The sequence below is a fragment of the Nocardioides alkalitolerans DSM 16699 genome (assembly GCF_000426525.1).
Classification (GTDB): domain Bacteria; phylum Actinomycetota; class Actinomycetes; order Propionibacteriales; family Nocardioidaceae; genus Nocardioides; species Nocardioides alkalitolerans.
In genome coordinates this window covers 295,663-310,142 of record NZ_KE384533.1, presented here as the reverse complement: position 1 = coordinate 310,142, position 14,480 = coordinate 295,663, and the positions used below count along the sequence as shown (strand labels likewise).

Annotated in this window: 15 protein-coding genes; 11 read left to right on the top strand and 4 right to left on the bottom strand. The window is 73.4% G+C overall.

Features of this window, described 5'->3' with window-relative positions; translation table 11 throughout:
- Window positions 1-25: 25 nt before the first annotated feature.
- Complete coding sequence (locus K329_RS0118340) at window positions 26-1,489, bottom strand: aromatic amino acid lyase (RefSeq protein WP_052337091.1); 1,464 nt, start codon at window positions 1,487-1,489, stop codon at window positions 26-28.
- A gap of 212 nt (window positions 1,490-1,701) precedes the next feature.
- Here K329_RS0118340 and K329_RS0118335 point away from each other — a divergent pair, with 212 nt between their 5' ends.
- From K329_RS0118335 to K329_RS29850, 5 genes are all read left to right on the top strand, one after another.
- Window positions 1,702-2,748, top strand: a complete 1,047-nt coding sequence (locus K329_RS0118335) for an ABC transporter ATP-binding protein (protein ID WP_028474182.1) — start codon at window positions 1,702-1,704, stop codon at window positions 2,746-2,748.
- A gap of 11 nt (window positions 2,749-2,759) precedes the next feature.
- Window positions 2,760-3,428 carry an ABC transporter permease gene (locus K329_RS0118330; protein ID WP_043644180.1) on the top strand — a complete coding sequence of 223 codons (669 nt, stop codon included), beginning with the start codon at window positions 2,760-2,762 and terminating at the stop codon, window positions 3,426-3,428.
- Window positions 3,425-4,222: an ABC transporter permease gene (locus K329_RS27880; RefSeq protein WP_084541563.1), complete on the top strand. Its 798-nt coding sequence runs from the start codon at window positions 3,425-3,427 to the stop codon at window positions 4,220-4,222. The genes K329_RS0118330 and K329_RS27880 overlap by 4 nt, the downstream gene beginning before the upstream one ends.
- Before the next feature lie 66 nt (window positions 4,223-4,288).
- The gene (locus tag K329_RS0118320) at window positions 4,289-5,236 is read left to right on the top strand and encodes an ABC transporter substrate-binding protein (protein ID WP_043644177.1); all 948 of its coding nucleotides are present in this window, start codon (window positions 4,289-4,291) and stop codon (window positions 5,234-5,236) included.
- A gap of 240 nt (window positions 5,237-5,476) precedes the next feature.
- Entirely contained in the window at window positions 5,477-7,231 is a 1,755-nt protein-coding gene (locus K329_RS29850) for a sigma-70 family RNA polymerase sigma factor (protein ID WP_028474179.1), read from the top strand.
- Here K329_RS29850 and K329_RS0118310 read toward each other — a convergent pair.
- From K329_RS0118310 to dtd, 3 genes are all read right to left on the bottom strand, one after another.
- The gene (locus K329_RS0118310) at window positions 7,183-7,506 is read right to left on the bottom strand and encodes a hypothetical protein (RefSeq protein WP_028474178.1); all 324 of its coding nucleotides are present in this window, start codon (window positions 7,504-7,506) and stop codon (window positions 7,183-7,185) included. The genes K329_RS29850 and K329_RS0118310 overlap by 49 nt on opposite strands.
- A gap of 170 nt (window positions 7,507-7,676) precedes the next feature.
- Window positions 7,677-8,906, bottom strand: coding sequence for a S1 family peptidase (locus K329_RS0118305; protein WP_157571820.1), 1,230 nt, complete (start codon window positions 8,904-8,906; stop codon window positions 7,677-7,679).
- A 427-nt stretch (window positions 8,907-9,333) separates the two neighbouring features.
- Window positions 9,334-9,765, bottom strand: coding sequence for a D-aminoacyl-tRNA deacylase (dtd, locus tag K329_RS0118300; protein WP_028474176.1), 432 nt, complete (start codon window positions 9,763-9,765; stop codon window positions 9,334-9,336).
- 109 nt (window positions 9,766-9,874) lie between these two features.
- Here dtd and K329_RS0118295 point away from each other — a divergent pair, with 109 nt between their 5' ends.
- The 6 genes from K329_RS0118295 to K329_RS27860 all read left to right on the top strand — a co-directional run bounded on the left by K329_RS0118295 (window position 9,875) and on the right by K329_RS27860 (window position 14,477).
- Entirely contained in the window at window positions 9,875-10,282 is a 408-nt protein-coding gene (locus K329_RS0118295) for a hypothetical protein (RefSeq protein ID WP_028474175.1), read from the top strand.
- 2 nt (window positions 10,283-10,284) lie between these two features.
- The gene (locus K329_RS0118290; protein WP_211225904.1) at window positions 10,285-10,641 is read left to right on the top strand and encodes a transcriptional regulator; all 357 of its coding nucleotides are present in this window, start codon (window positions 10,285-10,287) and stop codon (window positions 10,639-10,641) included.
- Complete coding sequence (locus K329_RS27870) at window positions 10,638-10,934, top strand: hypothetical protein (RefSeq protein ID WP_043644174.1); 297 nt, start codon at window positions 10,638-10,640, stop codon at window positions 10,932-10,934. The genes K329_RS0118290 and K329_RS27870 overlap by 4 nt, the downstream gene beginning before the upstream one ends.
- 111 nt (window positions 10,935-11,045) lie before the next feature.
- On the top strand, window positions 11,046-12,515 hold the full coding sequence (locus tag K329_RS27865) for an amino acid permease (protein WP_043644171.1): 1,470 nt from the start codon (window positions 11,046-11,048) through the stop codon (window positions 12,513-12,515).
- The gene (locus K329_RS0118275; RefSeq protein WP_028474173.1) at window positions 12,512-13,402 is read left to right on the top strand and encodes a universal stress protein; all 891 of its coding nucleotides are present in this window, start codon (window positions 12,512-12,514) and stop codon (window positions 13,400-13,402) included. Before K329_RS27865 ends, K329_RS0118275 begins: the two co-directional genes overlap by 4 nt.
- A 43-nt stretch (window positions 13,403-13,445) precedes the next feature.
- Entirely contained in the window at window positions 13,446-14,477 is a 1,032-nt protein-coding gene (locus tag K329_RS27860) for a M48 family metallopeptidase (protein ID WP_043644168.1), read from the top strand.
- The last annotated feature ends 3 nt before the right edge of the window (window positions 14,478-14,480 follow it).

Genomic DNA, 14,480 nt, shown 5'->3' with positions numbered 1-14,480 from the left:
AGCACCCCCGGCGTCCGCGGCCCCCTCAGGCCAGCGCGCGCACGATCTCGGCGGCGGCGGTGAGCTCCGGGCCGAGGATGTGGTCGGGGCGTACGTCGGGGAGGTGCGCGGCCGCGATGTCGAACAGCTCGCGGGCCGGGCAGTCGACGAGGCGCTCGGGGTCGAAGCGCAGCGCCCGCACGGCGGCGACGAGCTCGCACGCCAGGAGGTCGGGGACCAGGTCGACGAGGTCCTGCACGGCCCACGCGGCCTGGGTCGAGTGGCTGGCGTGCTCCTCGAGGCCCAGCGAGACGACGGTGCGGACGCTCGTCACCGGTGCGGTCGCCGTGCGCACCTGGGCCATCAGGTCGCTCGCGACGTACTCCACGATCATCAGCCCCGAGCTGGCCGGCGGGCCCTCGGCGAGGAACGGACGGAGGCCGGAGAGCGCCGGGTCGAGCAGGGCCGAGAGGCGCGCCACCGACAGCGTCATCGCCGGGGCGACGGCGGCGCGGGCGGCGTCGAGCGTGGCGGCGAGGCGCTGGGTGACGAACTGGCCGTGGTGGAGCGCGCGTCCCTGGACGGCGAGCGGGTTCTCGGTGGAGGCGCCGATCTCGGCGGTGAGGGCGCGCTCGGCGATCTCGAGCGCCTCCTCGAGCGGGGAGTGGACCTGCGGGATCGCGCGCAGGCCGAACGGGTCCTGCACCCGGGCGGAGGGGCGCGCGTCGGCGTCGAGCAGCGCGCTGAGCCGGGCGGCGACGCCCGACGCGGCCGGGTCGTCCTTGGCGGCGTGCACGCGGGCGTCGTACGCCTGGACCGACCCCCGCAGGGCCAGGTGGGAGAGCGCGGAGACCTGCTCCGCGGCCCGCGCCAGCCGGCCGAGGCGGGTGACGGCGAGCGAGCCGAGGGCGATCGTCATCGCGTTGCTGCTGATGAAGGGCAGGGCGTCGCCGTCGGCGATGTCGGCGACCGGGGCCGAGCCGCTGCGCCACGGCAGCTCGCCGACGAGCGTGAGCGCCAGCTCGGAGAGCACGGTCAGGTCGCCGGTGCCGATGCCGCCCCAGCGGTGCAGACGGGGCACGGCGCCGCTCGCGACGGCCGCGGCGAGGGCCTCGACCAGCGAGGGTCCGGCGCCGGAGCCGCCCTGGAGCAGCTGGTGGAGGCGCACGAGCATGGTGGCCCCGGCGAGGCCGTCGTCGAGCTCGGGGCCGATGCCGGCGGCGTGGCTGCGCCACAGGCGCAGCGCCCGCTCGCCGGTGCCGACGCCGTCGGGCACGGGCACGTGGCGCAGGGCGCCGACCCCGGTGGTGAGGCCGTAGACGGCGCCCTCGGCACGTGCCCGCTCGAGGTCGGCCTGGCCGCGCAGCACGGGCAGGAGGTGCACCGGCAGGACGGTCACGTCGGGGCCGCCGATGCTCATCCAGGTGCCCTGCGGTCCCGTGTACGACGCCGCGTAGGCAGCGACGTCGCGCGGGCGCAGGCCCGGTGCGGAGACGTGGCGGTGGGTCACGTCCCTCAGCGTCCGGGTCGCTCGTTTCGCCGGCATTACACAGCCCTCCTGCCCTGGGTCGTCCTATTCACGATCGTGTTAACAATGAATGGAACCATTCATACGGGCCCGCTGTCATGCGACGCTGGGTAGCATCTCGATCCGCGCGCCTGACGGCGGACGACGACCCTGGTGCTGCTCGACCGAGAGCCGCTCCGACGAGGAGGACACCGGTGATCGAGTTCGACGACGTCACCAAGCAGTATCCCGACGGGACGGTGGCGGTGGGCAACCTCTCGCTGACCATCCCGACGGGCGCGATCACCGTCTTCGTGGGCCCCTCGGGCTGCGGCAAGACGACCTCGCTCCGCATGATCAACCGGATGATCGACCCGACGTCCGGCACGATCCGCATCGACGGCAAGGACGTGACCGCCCAGGACCCGGCGCTGCTGCGCCGCTCCATCGGCTACGTCATCCAGCACGCGGGGCTCTTCCCGCACCGCACGGTGGTCGACAACGTCGCGACCGTGCCGGTGCTGACGGGGCTCTCGCGCAAGGAGGCCCGCAAGCGGGCCTACGAGCTGCTGGAGCGGGTCGGTCTGACGACGGGCATGGCCGACCGCTACCCGGTGCAGCTCTCGGGCGGCCAGCAGCAGCGCGTCGGCGTCGCCCGCGCGCTCGCCGCGGACCCGCCGGTCATGCTGATGGACGAGCCGTTCTCGGCCGTCGACCCCGTGGTGCGCGACAGCCTCCAGCAGGAGTTCCTCCGCCTGCAGGGCGAGCTCGGCAAGACCATCGTGATGGTCACCCACGACATCGACGAGGCCATCAAGCTCGGCGACAACGTGGCCGTCTTCGCCGAGGGCGGCCGGCTGGCCCAGCTCGCCGGCCCCGAGGACCTGCTCGCCAACCCCGCCGACGACTTCGTGGCCGGCTTCGTGGGGCGCGACCGCGGGTTCCGCGGGCTCTCCTTCGCCGCCAGCGCCGACCTGCCGGTGGAGCCGGTCGACACCGAGGTGGAGGGCCTGCGCCTCGCGGTCGACGACGCGGGCCGCCCGACCGGCTGGACCGGCCACGGCCGGGCGCTGCCGACCGAGGGCTCGTGGAGCGCCGGTGACAGCCTCCGGGCCGTCACCGACCTCGCCATCCTCTCGCCGGCGGGGGCCGCGGTCCGGGTCGACGCCGACGGGCGCGCCGACGGGCTGGTGCGGCACGCCACCGTCGCCGAGTTCGTGCGGGTGCGCCAGCTCGAGCGGCTCAGCGGCACGGACGGCTGAGGCCGGCTGCCATGGAGTTCTTCTCCGACGTCCGCACCTACCTCGAGATCAACCACGAGACGGTGCTCGAGTCGCTGGTGCAGCACATCTGGCTGGCGCTGCTGCCCGTCGCGATCTCGTTCGTGCTGGCGCTGCCGCTCGGCTGGGCCGTGGTGCGCTACGGCTGGCTCAAGCACCCGATCCTGACGCTCAGCAGCGTCATCTACACGATCCCGTCGCTCGCCCTCTTCCTGGCGCTGCCGGCGATCATCGGCACGAGCATCCTCGACCCGCTGAACGTCGTCATCGCGCTCACGCTCTACAGCCTCGCGCTGCTGGTGCGCACCACCGCCGACGGCCTCGCCTCGGTCGACCAGCAGGTCGTGGAGGCCGCGACCGCGATGGGCTACAAGCCCGCCCGTCGCTGGTTCACCGTCGAGCTGCCGCTGGCCCTGCCGGTGATCATGGCCGGGCTGCGCATCACCACGGTCGCGAACGTGAGCATGGTGACCGTGTCGGCCCTCATCGGCATCCAGAGCCTCGGCCAGCTCTTCACCCGCGGCTTCCAGCTCGGCTTCTACGCGCCGCCGATCGTCATCGGCCTCGTGCTCTCGGTGCTCCTCGCGCTGCTCGCCGACAGCATCATCGTGCTGGTCCAGCGGCTGGTCACGCCGTGGGCCCGGGTCGGGGGCGCGCGATGAACGACGGCATCCTGAGCTTCCTGCTCGACGCCACCAACTGGCAGCCCGGCAACAACGACGGCTTCGTCAACCGCACGATCGAGCACCTCGGCTACTCGGCCACGGCGCTCGTGATCGCGTTCGTCGTCGCCTTCCCGCTGGGGCTCCTCATCGGCCACACGAACCGCGGGGCCTTCCTCGCCATCAACCTCGGCAACGCCGGTCGGGCCCTGCCCACGCTGGGCGTGGTGATGCTGGTGCTCGCCATCGTCGGTGTCGGCCTCACTCCGGTGACCGTCGCGCTGGTGGTGCTGGCGATCCCGCCGATCCTCACCACGACGTACGCCGGGATGCGCGCCGTGTCGGGCGCGACGGTCGACGCGGCGCGCGGCGTGGGCATGAAGGAATGGCAGATCGTCTTCCAGGTCGAGCTGCCCAACGCCTGGCCCATCGTCTTCGGCGGCCTGCGCAACGCGGCCCTGCAGGTGGTCTCGACGGCGACCCTGGCGGCGTACGTCGGCCTCGGCGGCCTCGGCCGCTACCTCTTCGACGGGCTCGCGCTGCGCGACTACCCGCGGGTGGTCGCCGGCGCGATCGTGCTGGCGGTGCTCGCCGTGGTGGTCGACCTCGTGTTCAGCCTCGTGCAGCGCCTCGTGGTCTCGCCGGGCGTCGACGGCCGCGCCTCGCGCGGTCCCCGCCGCGGCAGCAACGCGCCCGCGGCCCTCACCGCGTCGGAGGACGTGCCCGACGTCGCGGACGACGCCCCCACCCCTGGAGGTGTCGGAATGGACAAAGCCCCCCGCAAGTCGCTCTAGTCGCTAGCCTTCGTCCACATCGGCGAACCGTTCCCCCCGCTGTGCCTGACCCCGAGAGGTAGACCCATGTTCCACACCCACCACCGCAGCCGACGCTCGCTCGCGCTGCTCAGCGTCACCGGCCTCGCCGCCGGCCTCGTCCTCTCCGCCTGCGGCTCGGACGACGGCGGCGACGACGCGTTCTCGAGCGGGGGCGGCGACGGCGACACCATCGTCGTCGGCTCGGCGAACTTCCCCGAGAGCGAGCTGCTCATGCAGATCTACGCCCAGGCCCTCGAGGCCAAGGGCGTCGACGTGGAGACCACGCCGAACATCGGCGCGCGCGAGGTCTACATGGAGGCCTTCGAGAGCGGCGACATCGACCTGCTCCCCGAGTACAACGGCGCGCTCCTCGCCTACCTGATGCCCGACGGCGTGCCGGAGGACGTCACGTCGCCCGAGGACGTCGAGGCGGCGCTGCAGGACGTCCTGCCCGAGGGCTCCGAGACCCTCCCGCAGTCCGACGCGGAGGACAAGGACACCCTGACCGTCACGCAGGAGACGGCCGACGAGTACGGCCTGGAGACCATCGCCGACCTCGAGCCCGTCGCCGGCGACCTCGTCGTGGGCGCCGGCCCGGAGTGGCGCGAGCGCTACCAGGGCCTCATCGGCCTCGAGGACAAGTACGGCGTCGTCTTCGGCGAGTTCCGCCCGCTCGACGCCGGTGGCCCGCTCACCGTCGCCGCGCTCCAGGACGGCACGATCGACGTCGCCAACGTCTTCTCCACCGACTCGGCGATCGCGACCAACGACTGGGTGGTGCTCGACGACCCGGAGAACCTCTACCTCTCCGAGAACATCATCCCGCTGATCAACTCCGACAAGGTGACCGACGACGTCGAGGACGCCCTCAACGGCGTCTCCGAGGCCCTCACCACGGAGAACCTCACGGAGTACCTCGCCCGCGTGCAGGTCGACCGCGAGGACCCGGTCAGCGTCGCGCAGGCCTTCCTCGAGGAGTACGACCTGCTCTGAGCAGCCGCACGACCAGCACGACCAGCACGACCCGACGGGGCCGGCGCACCACGCGCCGGCCCCGTCGGGCGTCGTACGGCGAGGGCGCGCCACGTCGTACGACGAGGAGCGGCGTTTTCGCGTCATGGGGCACCCTGGTCCGACTCGGTACACGTGCGGGGTGGTCACTCCCACGGGTGACCGCGCGCGACGGTCCGTCGGAGGGACGGGCCACGTACGTCTCTCGGGAAACGGACCACGGTGAACGCAGCAGGACCCACGAGCACGTCGGAACCAGACGAGGACGGCGACGGCGCCCTCGTCGCCCGCGCCCGCCGGCACGACGCCGCAGCGGTCGCCGAGCTCTTCCGCCGCCACCATCCGGCCGCGCTGGGGCTCGCACGCCGGTTCAGCCGCGTCGACGCGGAGGACGTCGCGGCCGAGGCGTTCCTGCAGGTGCTGCGCCAGCTGTCCGCGGGCCGCGGTCCGGTGGAGTCGTTCCGGGGCTACCTCCTCGCCGCGGTCCGGCACGAGGCCGCACGGGTGAACCGCCTCGGCGGCCGCGTCGTGGTCACCGGTGACGACGAGGTGCTCACCGAGGCGGCGCCGCTCGACCCCTTCCACATGGACGGCCTCGAGCGCGAGCTGGTGGTCGGGGCCTTCGACGCGTTGCCCGAGCGGTGGCGCCGGGTGTTGTGGCAGGTCGACGTCGAGGGCCTGAAGCCCCACGAGGTCGCCGCGACGGCGGGCACGAGCGCCAACGCGGTCTCCGCCCTCGTCTACCGGGCCCGCGGCGCGCTGCGGGAGGCCTACCTCGCCCAGCACGTGCAGGCCGTCGTCGGCGACGACCGCCGCGGGTGCCGGTCCGTCCGTGCGCGGCTGCCCGGACTCGTCCGGGGCCACCTGACGGCACGGCAGACGACCCGCGTGGGCGACCACCTCGCGGAGTGCGTGGAGTGCACCTCCGTGCACCTCCAGCTGCGCGAGGTGGACGAGCGGATCGGCGTGTGGCTCGTGCCGGTCGTGGCGGTGGGCGTGCTCTCCGCCGCCGGTGGCGGAGCCCTCCCGGTGGCCGCGGCGACGACCTGGGTGACCGGGGCCCTGCTGAGCCTCAAGGGCTCGCTGTCGTCGGTCACGACCCCGGTCGCGGTGGCGGCCGTGGCGACCACGACCGCGGTGGCGGTCGTCGTCGTACCGCCCCTGCAGCGCGAGGCCGCGCCCGAGCCGCCGCGGTCGGCGGCGCCAGCCCCGGTGCTGCCGACGCCCGTGCCGCCGACGACGGGGGCACGGCCGTCCGACGGGGGTGACGACAGCGGTACGCCGGCGGTCCCGTCGCCGGACGCGGCCGCGGCGCCGACCGGAGCACCGACGTCCCCGTCGGAGCAGCCGCGGCGCGCCCCCCTCCCGGCCGAGCCGGAGACGACGCCGTCGACACCCACGCCCGCCCCCACGCCAGCACCGCTGCCGGCCGGCGCCGCCCCGGCGTCGCCCGAGCCCGCGTGGGAGGTGTGGACCGTCGGGGAGCCCTCGCCGACCGAGCCGTCCTGGACGATCGTCGAGGCGTCACCGCCCACCACCGAGCAGGCGAGCAGCACCACGACCGACGAGGACCAGGGCCGGTCGGACGCGCGGATGCCGTCGTACGACGGCGGCGCCGGTGACGTGCGGCTGGTGACGACCTCGCAGGTGGTGGAGGTGGTCACGATCTCCCAGACCGTCGTGAGCGAGGCGGAGGGGCCGTCGGAGGTCCGCTGCGGGATCGAGGTGGTCGAGGGCGCGCGGGAGACCGTCGTGACCACGGTCGTCACCACGACCACGCTGACGACCACGTACTTCACCGACGGGTCCGAGGCCTCGGTGTCGTCGACCTCGTCCGACACCGAGCACAGCGTCACGGCGGTCCCGCTGGTGGCGCCGTTCGTCTGCGCGGAGGAGCCGCCCGAGGTCGCACCCCGGGGCGCCGCGCCTCAGGAGCAGGGCATCTCGACCACGGACACGTCGACGCCACCCGCGTAGGGGAACGAGACGGCCCGCCGGGCCAGCTCCCCCAGTGCGGCCATGTCGCCGGAGGCCGTGACGTAGAGGGAGCGGGGGTCCTCGGGGTCGTCGTGCGGCCAGCCGCTCCCGCGGGCGATGGTCACCCAGGTGCGGGGCACCTGCGCCAAGCGCTCGCGGAGCACCTCCACCGCGCCGGCCACCACGTCCGCGGCCACCCCCGGGGGGTGCAGGAGCCGGACCTCCAGCAGGCCGTCGCGGACGTGCTGCCGGGTCCGGAGCGGGGTGACGGGCATGGCGGCTCCTTCGGTGCGGCGACGGGCGCCCGACGCGGACCCCCGTGGTGGTGGAGGGAGGTGGGCGACGATCGTGACGCCGTCCGTGGTGGCGTACGACGACCCGCGCCGCCGGCGGTGGGCCGGCGACGCGGGCCGCGTCGGACGAGTGACCTGGTCGGTCGGGGGCGTCAGCCGCCGTACGTCAGGCCGTAGTAGTTGAGCGCGTCGGTGACCGGCTGCACGTAGGACGACTTGCCCGACTGGAAGCCGCCGTCGAAGGTGCAGGTCTGGCCGACGGGGCCGCCCGAGGTGAGCCCGACGGCGAAGCCGCCGGCGGTGTAGGCGCCGCCCGAGTCGCCCTGGTCGGTGCACACGCTGGAGCGCATGAGACCGCTGACGGACGCCTGCTGGCGACCGGAGGAGTCGACGTAGTTGACGGTGTTGTTGTAGCTGAGGATCTGCCCGCAGGTGACGCCGGTGGTGGCGCCGGACTTGCAGAGCTGGGTGCCGACGGCGGGCCGCGAGGCTCCGTTGGGGGCGTTGACGTTGCGACCGGAGCCGTACGGGTTCACGTTCGTCGACAGCGAGTCCTCGGCGTCGATCCGGGTGTAGCCGATGTCGCGGTCGGGCTGGCCGTCGTAGCTCCGGAACGCCGAGGCGACCGACGTCATCACGCGGGGGCCGCCGTTGCCGAGGGTGAACGACCCGCCGCCCTCGTTGCAGTGGCCGGCCCAGATCATGAACCGGGTGCCGGCGGAGTTGCGGGCGGGGAAACCCGCGGAGCAGTAGCCGCCGCCCTGCCAGAGGCCGTCGCCGCCGCGGAAGCCCACGGTGGTGGTGTTCGCGGGGGCGTCGACGACGGTGACGGCGGAGGAGTACCGGTCGACGAGCGACTGCACCTCGGCCGAGAGGTCGTCGGAGCTGCGGACGACCAGGCGGTCGCCGGGCACGTCGAGCTCGAGCGCGGCGACGCCCCCGAGGTCGGTGGCGGCCAGCAGGCCCTGCAGGTGGGCGAGGTCGGTCTCGCCGAAGCGCGCGTCCTGCACCTCGGCGCCGGCCGCGGTGGCGGCGCGGGCCTCGGACGAGCCGCTCTCGGCCCGCACGACGAGGCTGCCGTCGCCGTCGAGGAAGGCGCCGTCGAAGTCGAGCCCGGAGGAGCGGAGGTCGTCCAGGACCTCGTTCGACTGCTCCTGGCGCTCGAGCAGCTGGTCCTGCTCGGCGAAGCTGAGCCCGCTGCTCGTCGCCATGAGGCGCACCTCGTGGGCGCTGAACGACGACCGGGTGTCGGCGCCGCCGCCGACGGTGGTGACCTCACCGCCGGCCGACGAGGCCGCGAAGACCGTGGAGGTGCCGCCGAGTGCCAGAGCACTCGTGACGGCGACGAGACCGATGTACCGCACATGACGCCGAGATCGCATGTGTCTTCCTCTCTCTGCCCGTTTCCGGGGGTCGTCGCCGGGTCTCGGCGACGTGGGGAAAAGGTAAAGAGTGATCGACGCACACAGCCAGGGAAGGTTTCTGCATCTTTGTGCAGCACACTTTCCTGCACGCCCGTTCGAGCGGCGTCGAACGATATGCGGGCCATTTCTCGGGAAAGTGCTGGAATCGTGATCGAGAACCGCGTCAGAGAAACTGGCGGACGCCCTCCGAGGCCGCCCTGACCGCGGTCTGACGCGGATCCGGATCACGAACGCGCGTCGATCGTGGTGCCCGCGCGGGGTGGGCGGAGCGGCCCAGAATTGCCTGAGGGTCGGGTCTCTCGAATTCCGTCCGCCCGGCTGGCGAGGAATCCGGGATCAATTCCCTGGATGATTCGGGAATAGCCCTCGAGGGTCGGCGCAAGGGTCAGCGGGGCGAGTCGAGCACCAGGGTGACGGGGCCGTCGTTGACCGAGGCGACCTGCATGTCGGCGCCGAAGGTCCCGCGCGCGACCTGGGCGCCGAGGCGCTCGAGCTCGGCGCAGACGGCGTCGTACAACGGCTCGCTGACGGGCCCGGGGGCCGCGGCCTGCCAGGTGGGTCGGCGGCCCTTGCGGGCGTCGCCGTACAGCGTGAACTGGCTGACCACGAGCACGGGCGCCCCGACCTCCGAGGCGGAGCGCTCGTCGCGCAGGAGGCGGAGGTCCCAGACCTTGCGGGCGATCCACGCGACGTCGGCCGGACCGTCGTCGTGGGTGACGCCGAGGTAGACGAGCAGTCCGGGCCCGTCGGTGGCCCCGACGACCTCGCCGGCGACGGAGACGGACGCGGAGAGGGTTCGCTGGACGACGGCACGCACGGGGGCGAGTCTCGCAGGCACCGGGTCGGCAGCGTTTGTTGCCTCAAAGGCAACTAGTCGATAGTTTCCTCTCAGGACAGTAACTGGCGACGAGCTCGGAGGAGTCGACATGGACCACCAGGAGGCAGCCGCCCGGCTGCAGGAGCACCGACAGCTGGAGCGCACGTCCGCCCGCGCGGCGAGCTGGTCGATCGCGGGGAGCCTCGCCGGCCTCGCGGTCGGGGTGGGGATCGTCACCGACGCCGACATGATCTGGCTCGTCGGGGTCTTCGTCGTCCTCTGGTCGGCCTCGTTCGGCCGCTCCGCCGTGAAGGCCCGCACCGCCGACGCCGACCGGCGCTGGCTCGGCTTCTTCGCGGGCAGCCTCCTGGCGGCCTTCGCGGCGTACGTGCTCGTGCAGCTCCCCGCCCGCGACGCCGACTGGCCGGTGCCGAACACGATCGGCGGGCTCGCGGCCGCTGCCGTCATCCTGCTCGTGGCGCGGCCCTGCTACGTCCGCATGATCGCGAGGTCCTGAGCGTGGGGGACGACCTCGACGAGCGGGCGATGCTCGAGGCGTCGGCCGACCCGCCCCAGGTGGTGCGGCTCGACGAGTTCCTGCACACGCCCGCGCGGCTCGCGATCCTCTCGCTGCTCTCGCCCGCCGAGAGCGTGGGCTTCGCCTTCCTGCGCGAGTCCCTGGGCACGACCGACTCGGCCCTCTCCAAGCACCTCACCCAGCTCGCGCGGGCGGGCGTCGTACGGGTGGTGAAGAACGAGAAGGACCGCCGCGGCCGGGTCGTCGAGCTGACCGACGAGGGACGCGTGGCCTTCCGGGCCTACCTCGTCGAGCTCGAGAAGATCGTGGCCCGGGCGCGGGGCCGGGAGGCGCCATGACCTCCCGCACGCCCGTCGCGGACCTCGTGGCCCGGCTCCCGCCCGGTGCCTCGACGGTGCGGTACGACGGCCGGCGCTGGGCGGTGACCACGACGTCGTACGCCGGCGGCCGCAGCCTCAAGCTGTGGGCCGAGGAGCTCGGCGGACCTGCGTTCGTCAGCGCGAACGTCTACCTGACCGGCGGAGCCGGAGCGCCGGACCAGCCGGACGGGACAGGCGAGGCGTTCCGCCCGTGCGAGATGCCGGCGGAGACGGTGCTGGCGTTCCTGGAGGGCTGGGAGCCCGACGCCTGACCCGCCGAGCCGGCACCCTGCGTGGCCGCAACCCAGCCGTGACACGGGGGTGCTTCCCGCGGCGGAGGTGACGGGGCTAGCGTGCGCTCACTCGTGTGGGAGGAGCCACCCATGGCCGGATCACCGGTGCCGTTCGGCACCCAGCTGCTGCGTCGCAAGCCCATCGGCCGGCAGAAGGGCGCGCACGACGGGCCCGAGCTCGACCGCACCATCGGCACGTTCCAGCTGATGATGTTCGGCGTCGGCGCCACCGTCGGCACCGGCATCTTCTTCGTGCTGCAGGAGGCCGTGCCCGACGCCGGGCCCGCGGTCGTCGTGGCGTTCCTCGTCGCGGGCCTCGCCGCCGGCCTCTCCGCGATCTGCTACGCCGAGCTGGCGAGCGCGATCCCGGTCAGCGGCTCGACCTACTCCTACGCCTACCACTCGCTCGGCGAGCTGGTCGCGATGGTGATCGCGGCGTGCGTGCTGCTCGAGTACGGCGTCAGCTCGGCCGCCGTGGCCGTGGGGTGGTCGGGCTATTTCAACGAGCTGACCGACGCCACCCTCGGCGTCTCCCTGCCCGACAGCCTCTCCTACTCGCCGATCCCCTACGAGGACAGCACGACGGGCCTGATCAACCTGCCCGCCGTCGTGCTCGTGGTGCTCTGCATGCTGCTCCTGGTGCGCGGCGCGAGCGAGTCCGCGCGGGTCAACACGATCATGGTCGTCATCAAGCTGGGCGTGCTCGTGCTCTTCGTGGTGCTGGCGTTCACCGCCTTCGAGGGCGACCGGTTCTCGAACTTCTGGGGCGCCGGGGCGGCGGGCGTCTCGGCCGCGGCGGCCACGATCTTCTTCTCCTTCATCGGGCTCGACGCCGTCTCGACCGCCGGTGAGGAGGTGAAGGACCCGCAGCGCGCGCTGCCCCGCGCGATCATGGGGGCGCTGGTCGTGGTCGTGTCGATCTACGTGCTCGTCGCGCTCGCCGGCGTCGGGGCGCAGCCGGTCGAGGAGTTCGAGTCGCCGGAGCAGCAGAGCGCCGGCCTCTCGGTCATCCTCGAGAACATCACCGGCTCGGCGGTCCCCGGCACGATCCTGGCCGCGGGCGCCGTCATCTCGATCTTCTCCGTCACCCTGGTGACGCTCTACGGCCAGACCCGCATCCTCTTCGCCATGGGCCGCGACGGCATGCTCCCGAAGCGGTTCGCGCAGGTGAACCCGCGCACGCTCACCCCGACGTACAACACGGTCGTCGTCGCGATCGTCGTGGCGCTGATCGCGGGCTTCGTGCCGAGCGACTACCTGTGGGACACGGTCTCGATCGGCACCCTCGGGGCGTTCATCGTCGTGGCGCTCGGCGTGCTCGTGCTGCGCCGCACGCAGCCCGACCTCGAGCGGCCGTTCAAGGTGCCGTTCTTCCCGGTCACCCCGATCCTCACGGTGGTGGTCTGCGTCTACGTGCTCTCCGGGCTCGCGGCGATCACGTGGGCGATCTTCGGCGTCTGGCTCGCCGTCGTGGTCGGTTTCTACCTGCTGTGGGGCCGCCGCCACGCGACGCTCAACGCGAGCCACGGCGCCGGTGCCGACGAGGGGGTCGCGCCGTGACGGTGCTGGTCGGCTTCCCGCCGCGCACTCGGGGCACGGGGCGCTCCGCGCTGGCGTACGGCGCGATGCTCGCCCGCAGCGCCGGGGTGGCGCTGCACGCGGTCAGCGTCGTACCGGCGCCGTGGCCCACGCCGCTGTCGGGCGGACCGGACCGCGACCACGCGTCGTGGGCGCGCGAGCTGGGCGAGCAGGCCGTGGCGGAGGCGGTCGCGGCGCTGGCGGAGGTCGCGCCCGACCTGGTCACCGACGCCGTCGCCGTGCCCGGCCGGTCGGTGCCCCAGGCGCTGCTCACGGAGGCGCAGCGCGTGGACGCGTCCGTCGTCACCGTCGGTTCGGGCGACGACGGCGGCTGGGGCCGGGTCGTGGTCAGCTCGGCCGCCGACCGCCTGCTGCACTCCTCGCCGCTGCCGGTCGCGGTCGCGCCGCGCGGATTCCGGGGTGCGGCGGACGCCCGCGTCGGTCGGGTCACCTGCGCGTTCCGCGGCGACCAGGCGAGCGAGGCCGCGCTCGAGCGCGCGGCGATGATGTGCGTGCGGATCGGGGCGGCCCTGCGCGTCGTCACCTTCGGCGTCGAGGGCCGCACCATGTATCCGCCGGAGGTGCGCGGCGAGTCCGACGTGCTGGCCGCGTTCGTCGACCAGGCGGGCACGGCGCAGGCCGCCGCCCTCGAGCGGATCCGCGACGCCGGGGGCCTGCCGGACTCCGTCGAGAGCCGCACCGCCACCGGTCGTGACTGGACCCAGGCGCTCACGGCGCTGCCCTGGGCGGACGACGACGTGCTCGCCGTCGGCTCCTCCCCGGCCGGCGTGGTGTCGCGCGTGTTCCTCGGCTCCAACGCCACGAAGATCCTGCGGAGCTCGCCGGTCCCGGTCGTCGTCGTACCCTGAGCGGCGCGACCAGGGGGGTCGCACGAGCTCCAGGGGGAAGCGGATGACGGGGACGTCGGGGAAGGAACCGGCACGCGCGCGTGCCGTGCTGCACGGGATCAGCTCGCGGGCCTGGGAGCACCCGGCCGACCAGGGGGCGCTCGTCGCCCTGCGCAAGCTGCGGGGCTTCGACTCGACGCTGAAGGCGATGGCGTCGTTCGTCAACGAGCGGGCGGTGCGCCTGTTCTACCTGGGCACCGCGATCCGGGTCGACGAGCGGCAGTTCACCCGCCTCCACCACGCCCTCGCCGAGGCGGGCCGCGTGCTGGACGCCCCCGAGCTGCCCGAGCTGTTCGTGATCGCCAATCCGGAGGTCAACGCGATGACGATCGGCATCAACAAGCCGATCATCGTCGTCACCTCCGGTCTCGTCGACCTGCTCGACGACGACGCGATGAGGTTCGTGCTGGCCCACGAGCTCGGCCACGCGCTGAGCGGCCACGCCCTCTACCGCACGCTGCTCGGCCGGCTCCTCCAGCTCACCGGCGTGCTCTCCGCCGTCCCGGTCGGCGGCCTCGGCTTCCGCGTGCTGGTGGGCGCGCTGCTGGAGTGGCAGCGCAAGTCCGAGCTCTCCGCCGACCGCGCCGGGCTGCTCGCCGTGCAGGACCCGGCCTGCGCCTTCCGCACCCACATGCAGACCGCCAGCGGCGGCCACCTCGAGGACCTCGACCCGACGTCGTTCTTCGCCCAGGGCCAGGAGTACGACGACGCGGTCGACCTCCGCGACTCCCTCATCAAGCTGATGATGCTCGAGCAGCAGAGCCACCCGTTCGCCGTCGTGCGCGCCACCGAGCTGCGCCGGTGGGTCGACAGCGGCGAGTACACGCGGATCCTCGCCGGCGACTACCCGCGCCGCGAGGACGACGCGTCGGCGTCGATGTCGGACGCCGCGAAGGCCGCCGCCCGCAGCTACTCCGAGTCGTTCCGCAACGGCGGCGACGCGATCGGCAAGCTGGTGCACGACGCCGCCGGGGTCGTCGGCTCCGTGCGCACCTGGCTCGGCGACACGTTCCGCCGGGGCGACGAGCCGGGCTGACGT

Coding starts and splice junctions, on each gene's coding strand:
- K329_RS0118330 (WP_043644180.1), top strand. CDS start 2,760: ATGGAGTTCTTCTCCGACGTCCGCACCTACCTCGAGATCAACCACGAG.
- K329_RS27880 (WP_084541563.1), top strand. CDS start 3,425: ATGAACGACGGCATCCTGAGCTTCCTGCTCGACGCCACCAACTGGCAG.
- K329_RS0118320 (WP_043644177.1), top strand. CDS start 4,289: ATGTTCCACACCCACCACCGCAGCCGACGCTCGCTCGCGCTGCTCAGC.
- K329_RS0118310 (WP_028474178.1), bottom strand. CDS start 7,506: ATGCCCGTCACCCCGCTCCGGACCCGGCAGCACGTCCGCGACGGCCTG.
- K329_RS0118305 (WP_157571820.1), bottom strand. CDS start 8,906: ATGCGATCTCGGCGTCATGTGCGGTACATCGGTCTCGTCGCCGTCACG.
- K329_RS0118295 (WP_028474175.1), top strand. CDS start 9,875: ATGGACCACCAGGAGGCAGCCGCCCGGCTGCAGGAGCACCGACAGCTG.
- K329_RS27870 (WP_043644174.1), top strand. CDS start 10,638: ATGACCTCCCGCACGCCCGTCGCGGACCTCGTGGCCCGGCTCCCGCCC.
- K329_RS27865 (WP_043644171.1), top strand. CDS start 11,046: ATGGCCGGATCACCGGTGCCGTTCGGCACCCAGCTGCTGCGTCGCAAG.
- K329_RS27860 (WP_043644168.1), top strand. CDS start 13,446: ATGACGGGGACGTCGGGGAAGGAACCGGCACGCGCGCGTGCCGTGCTG.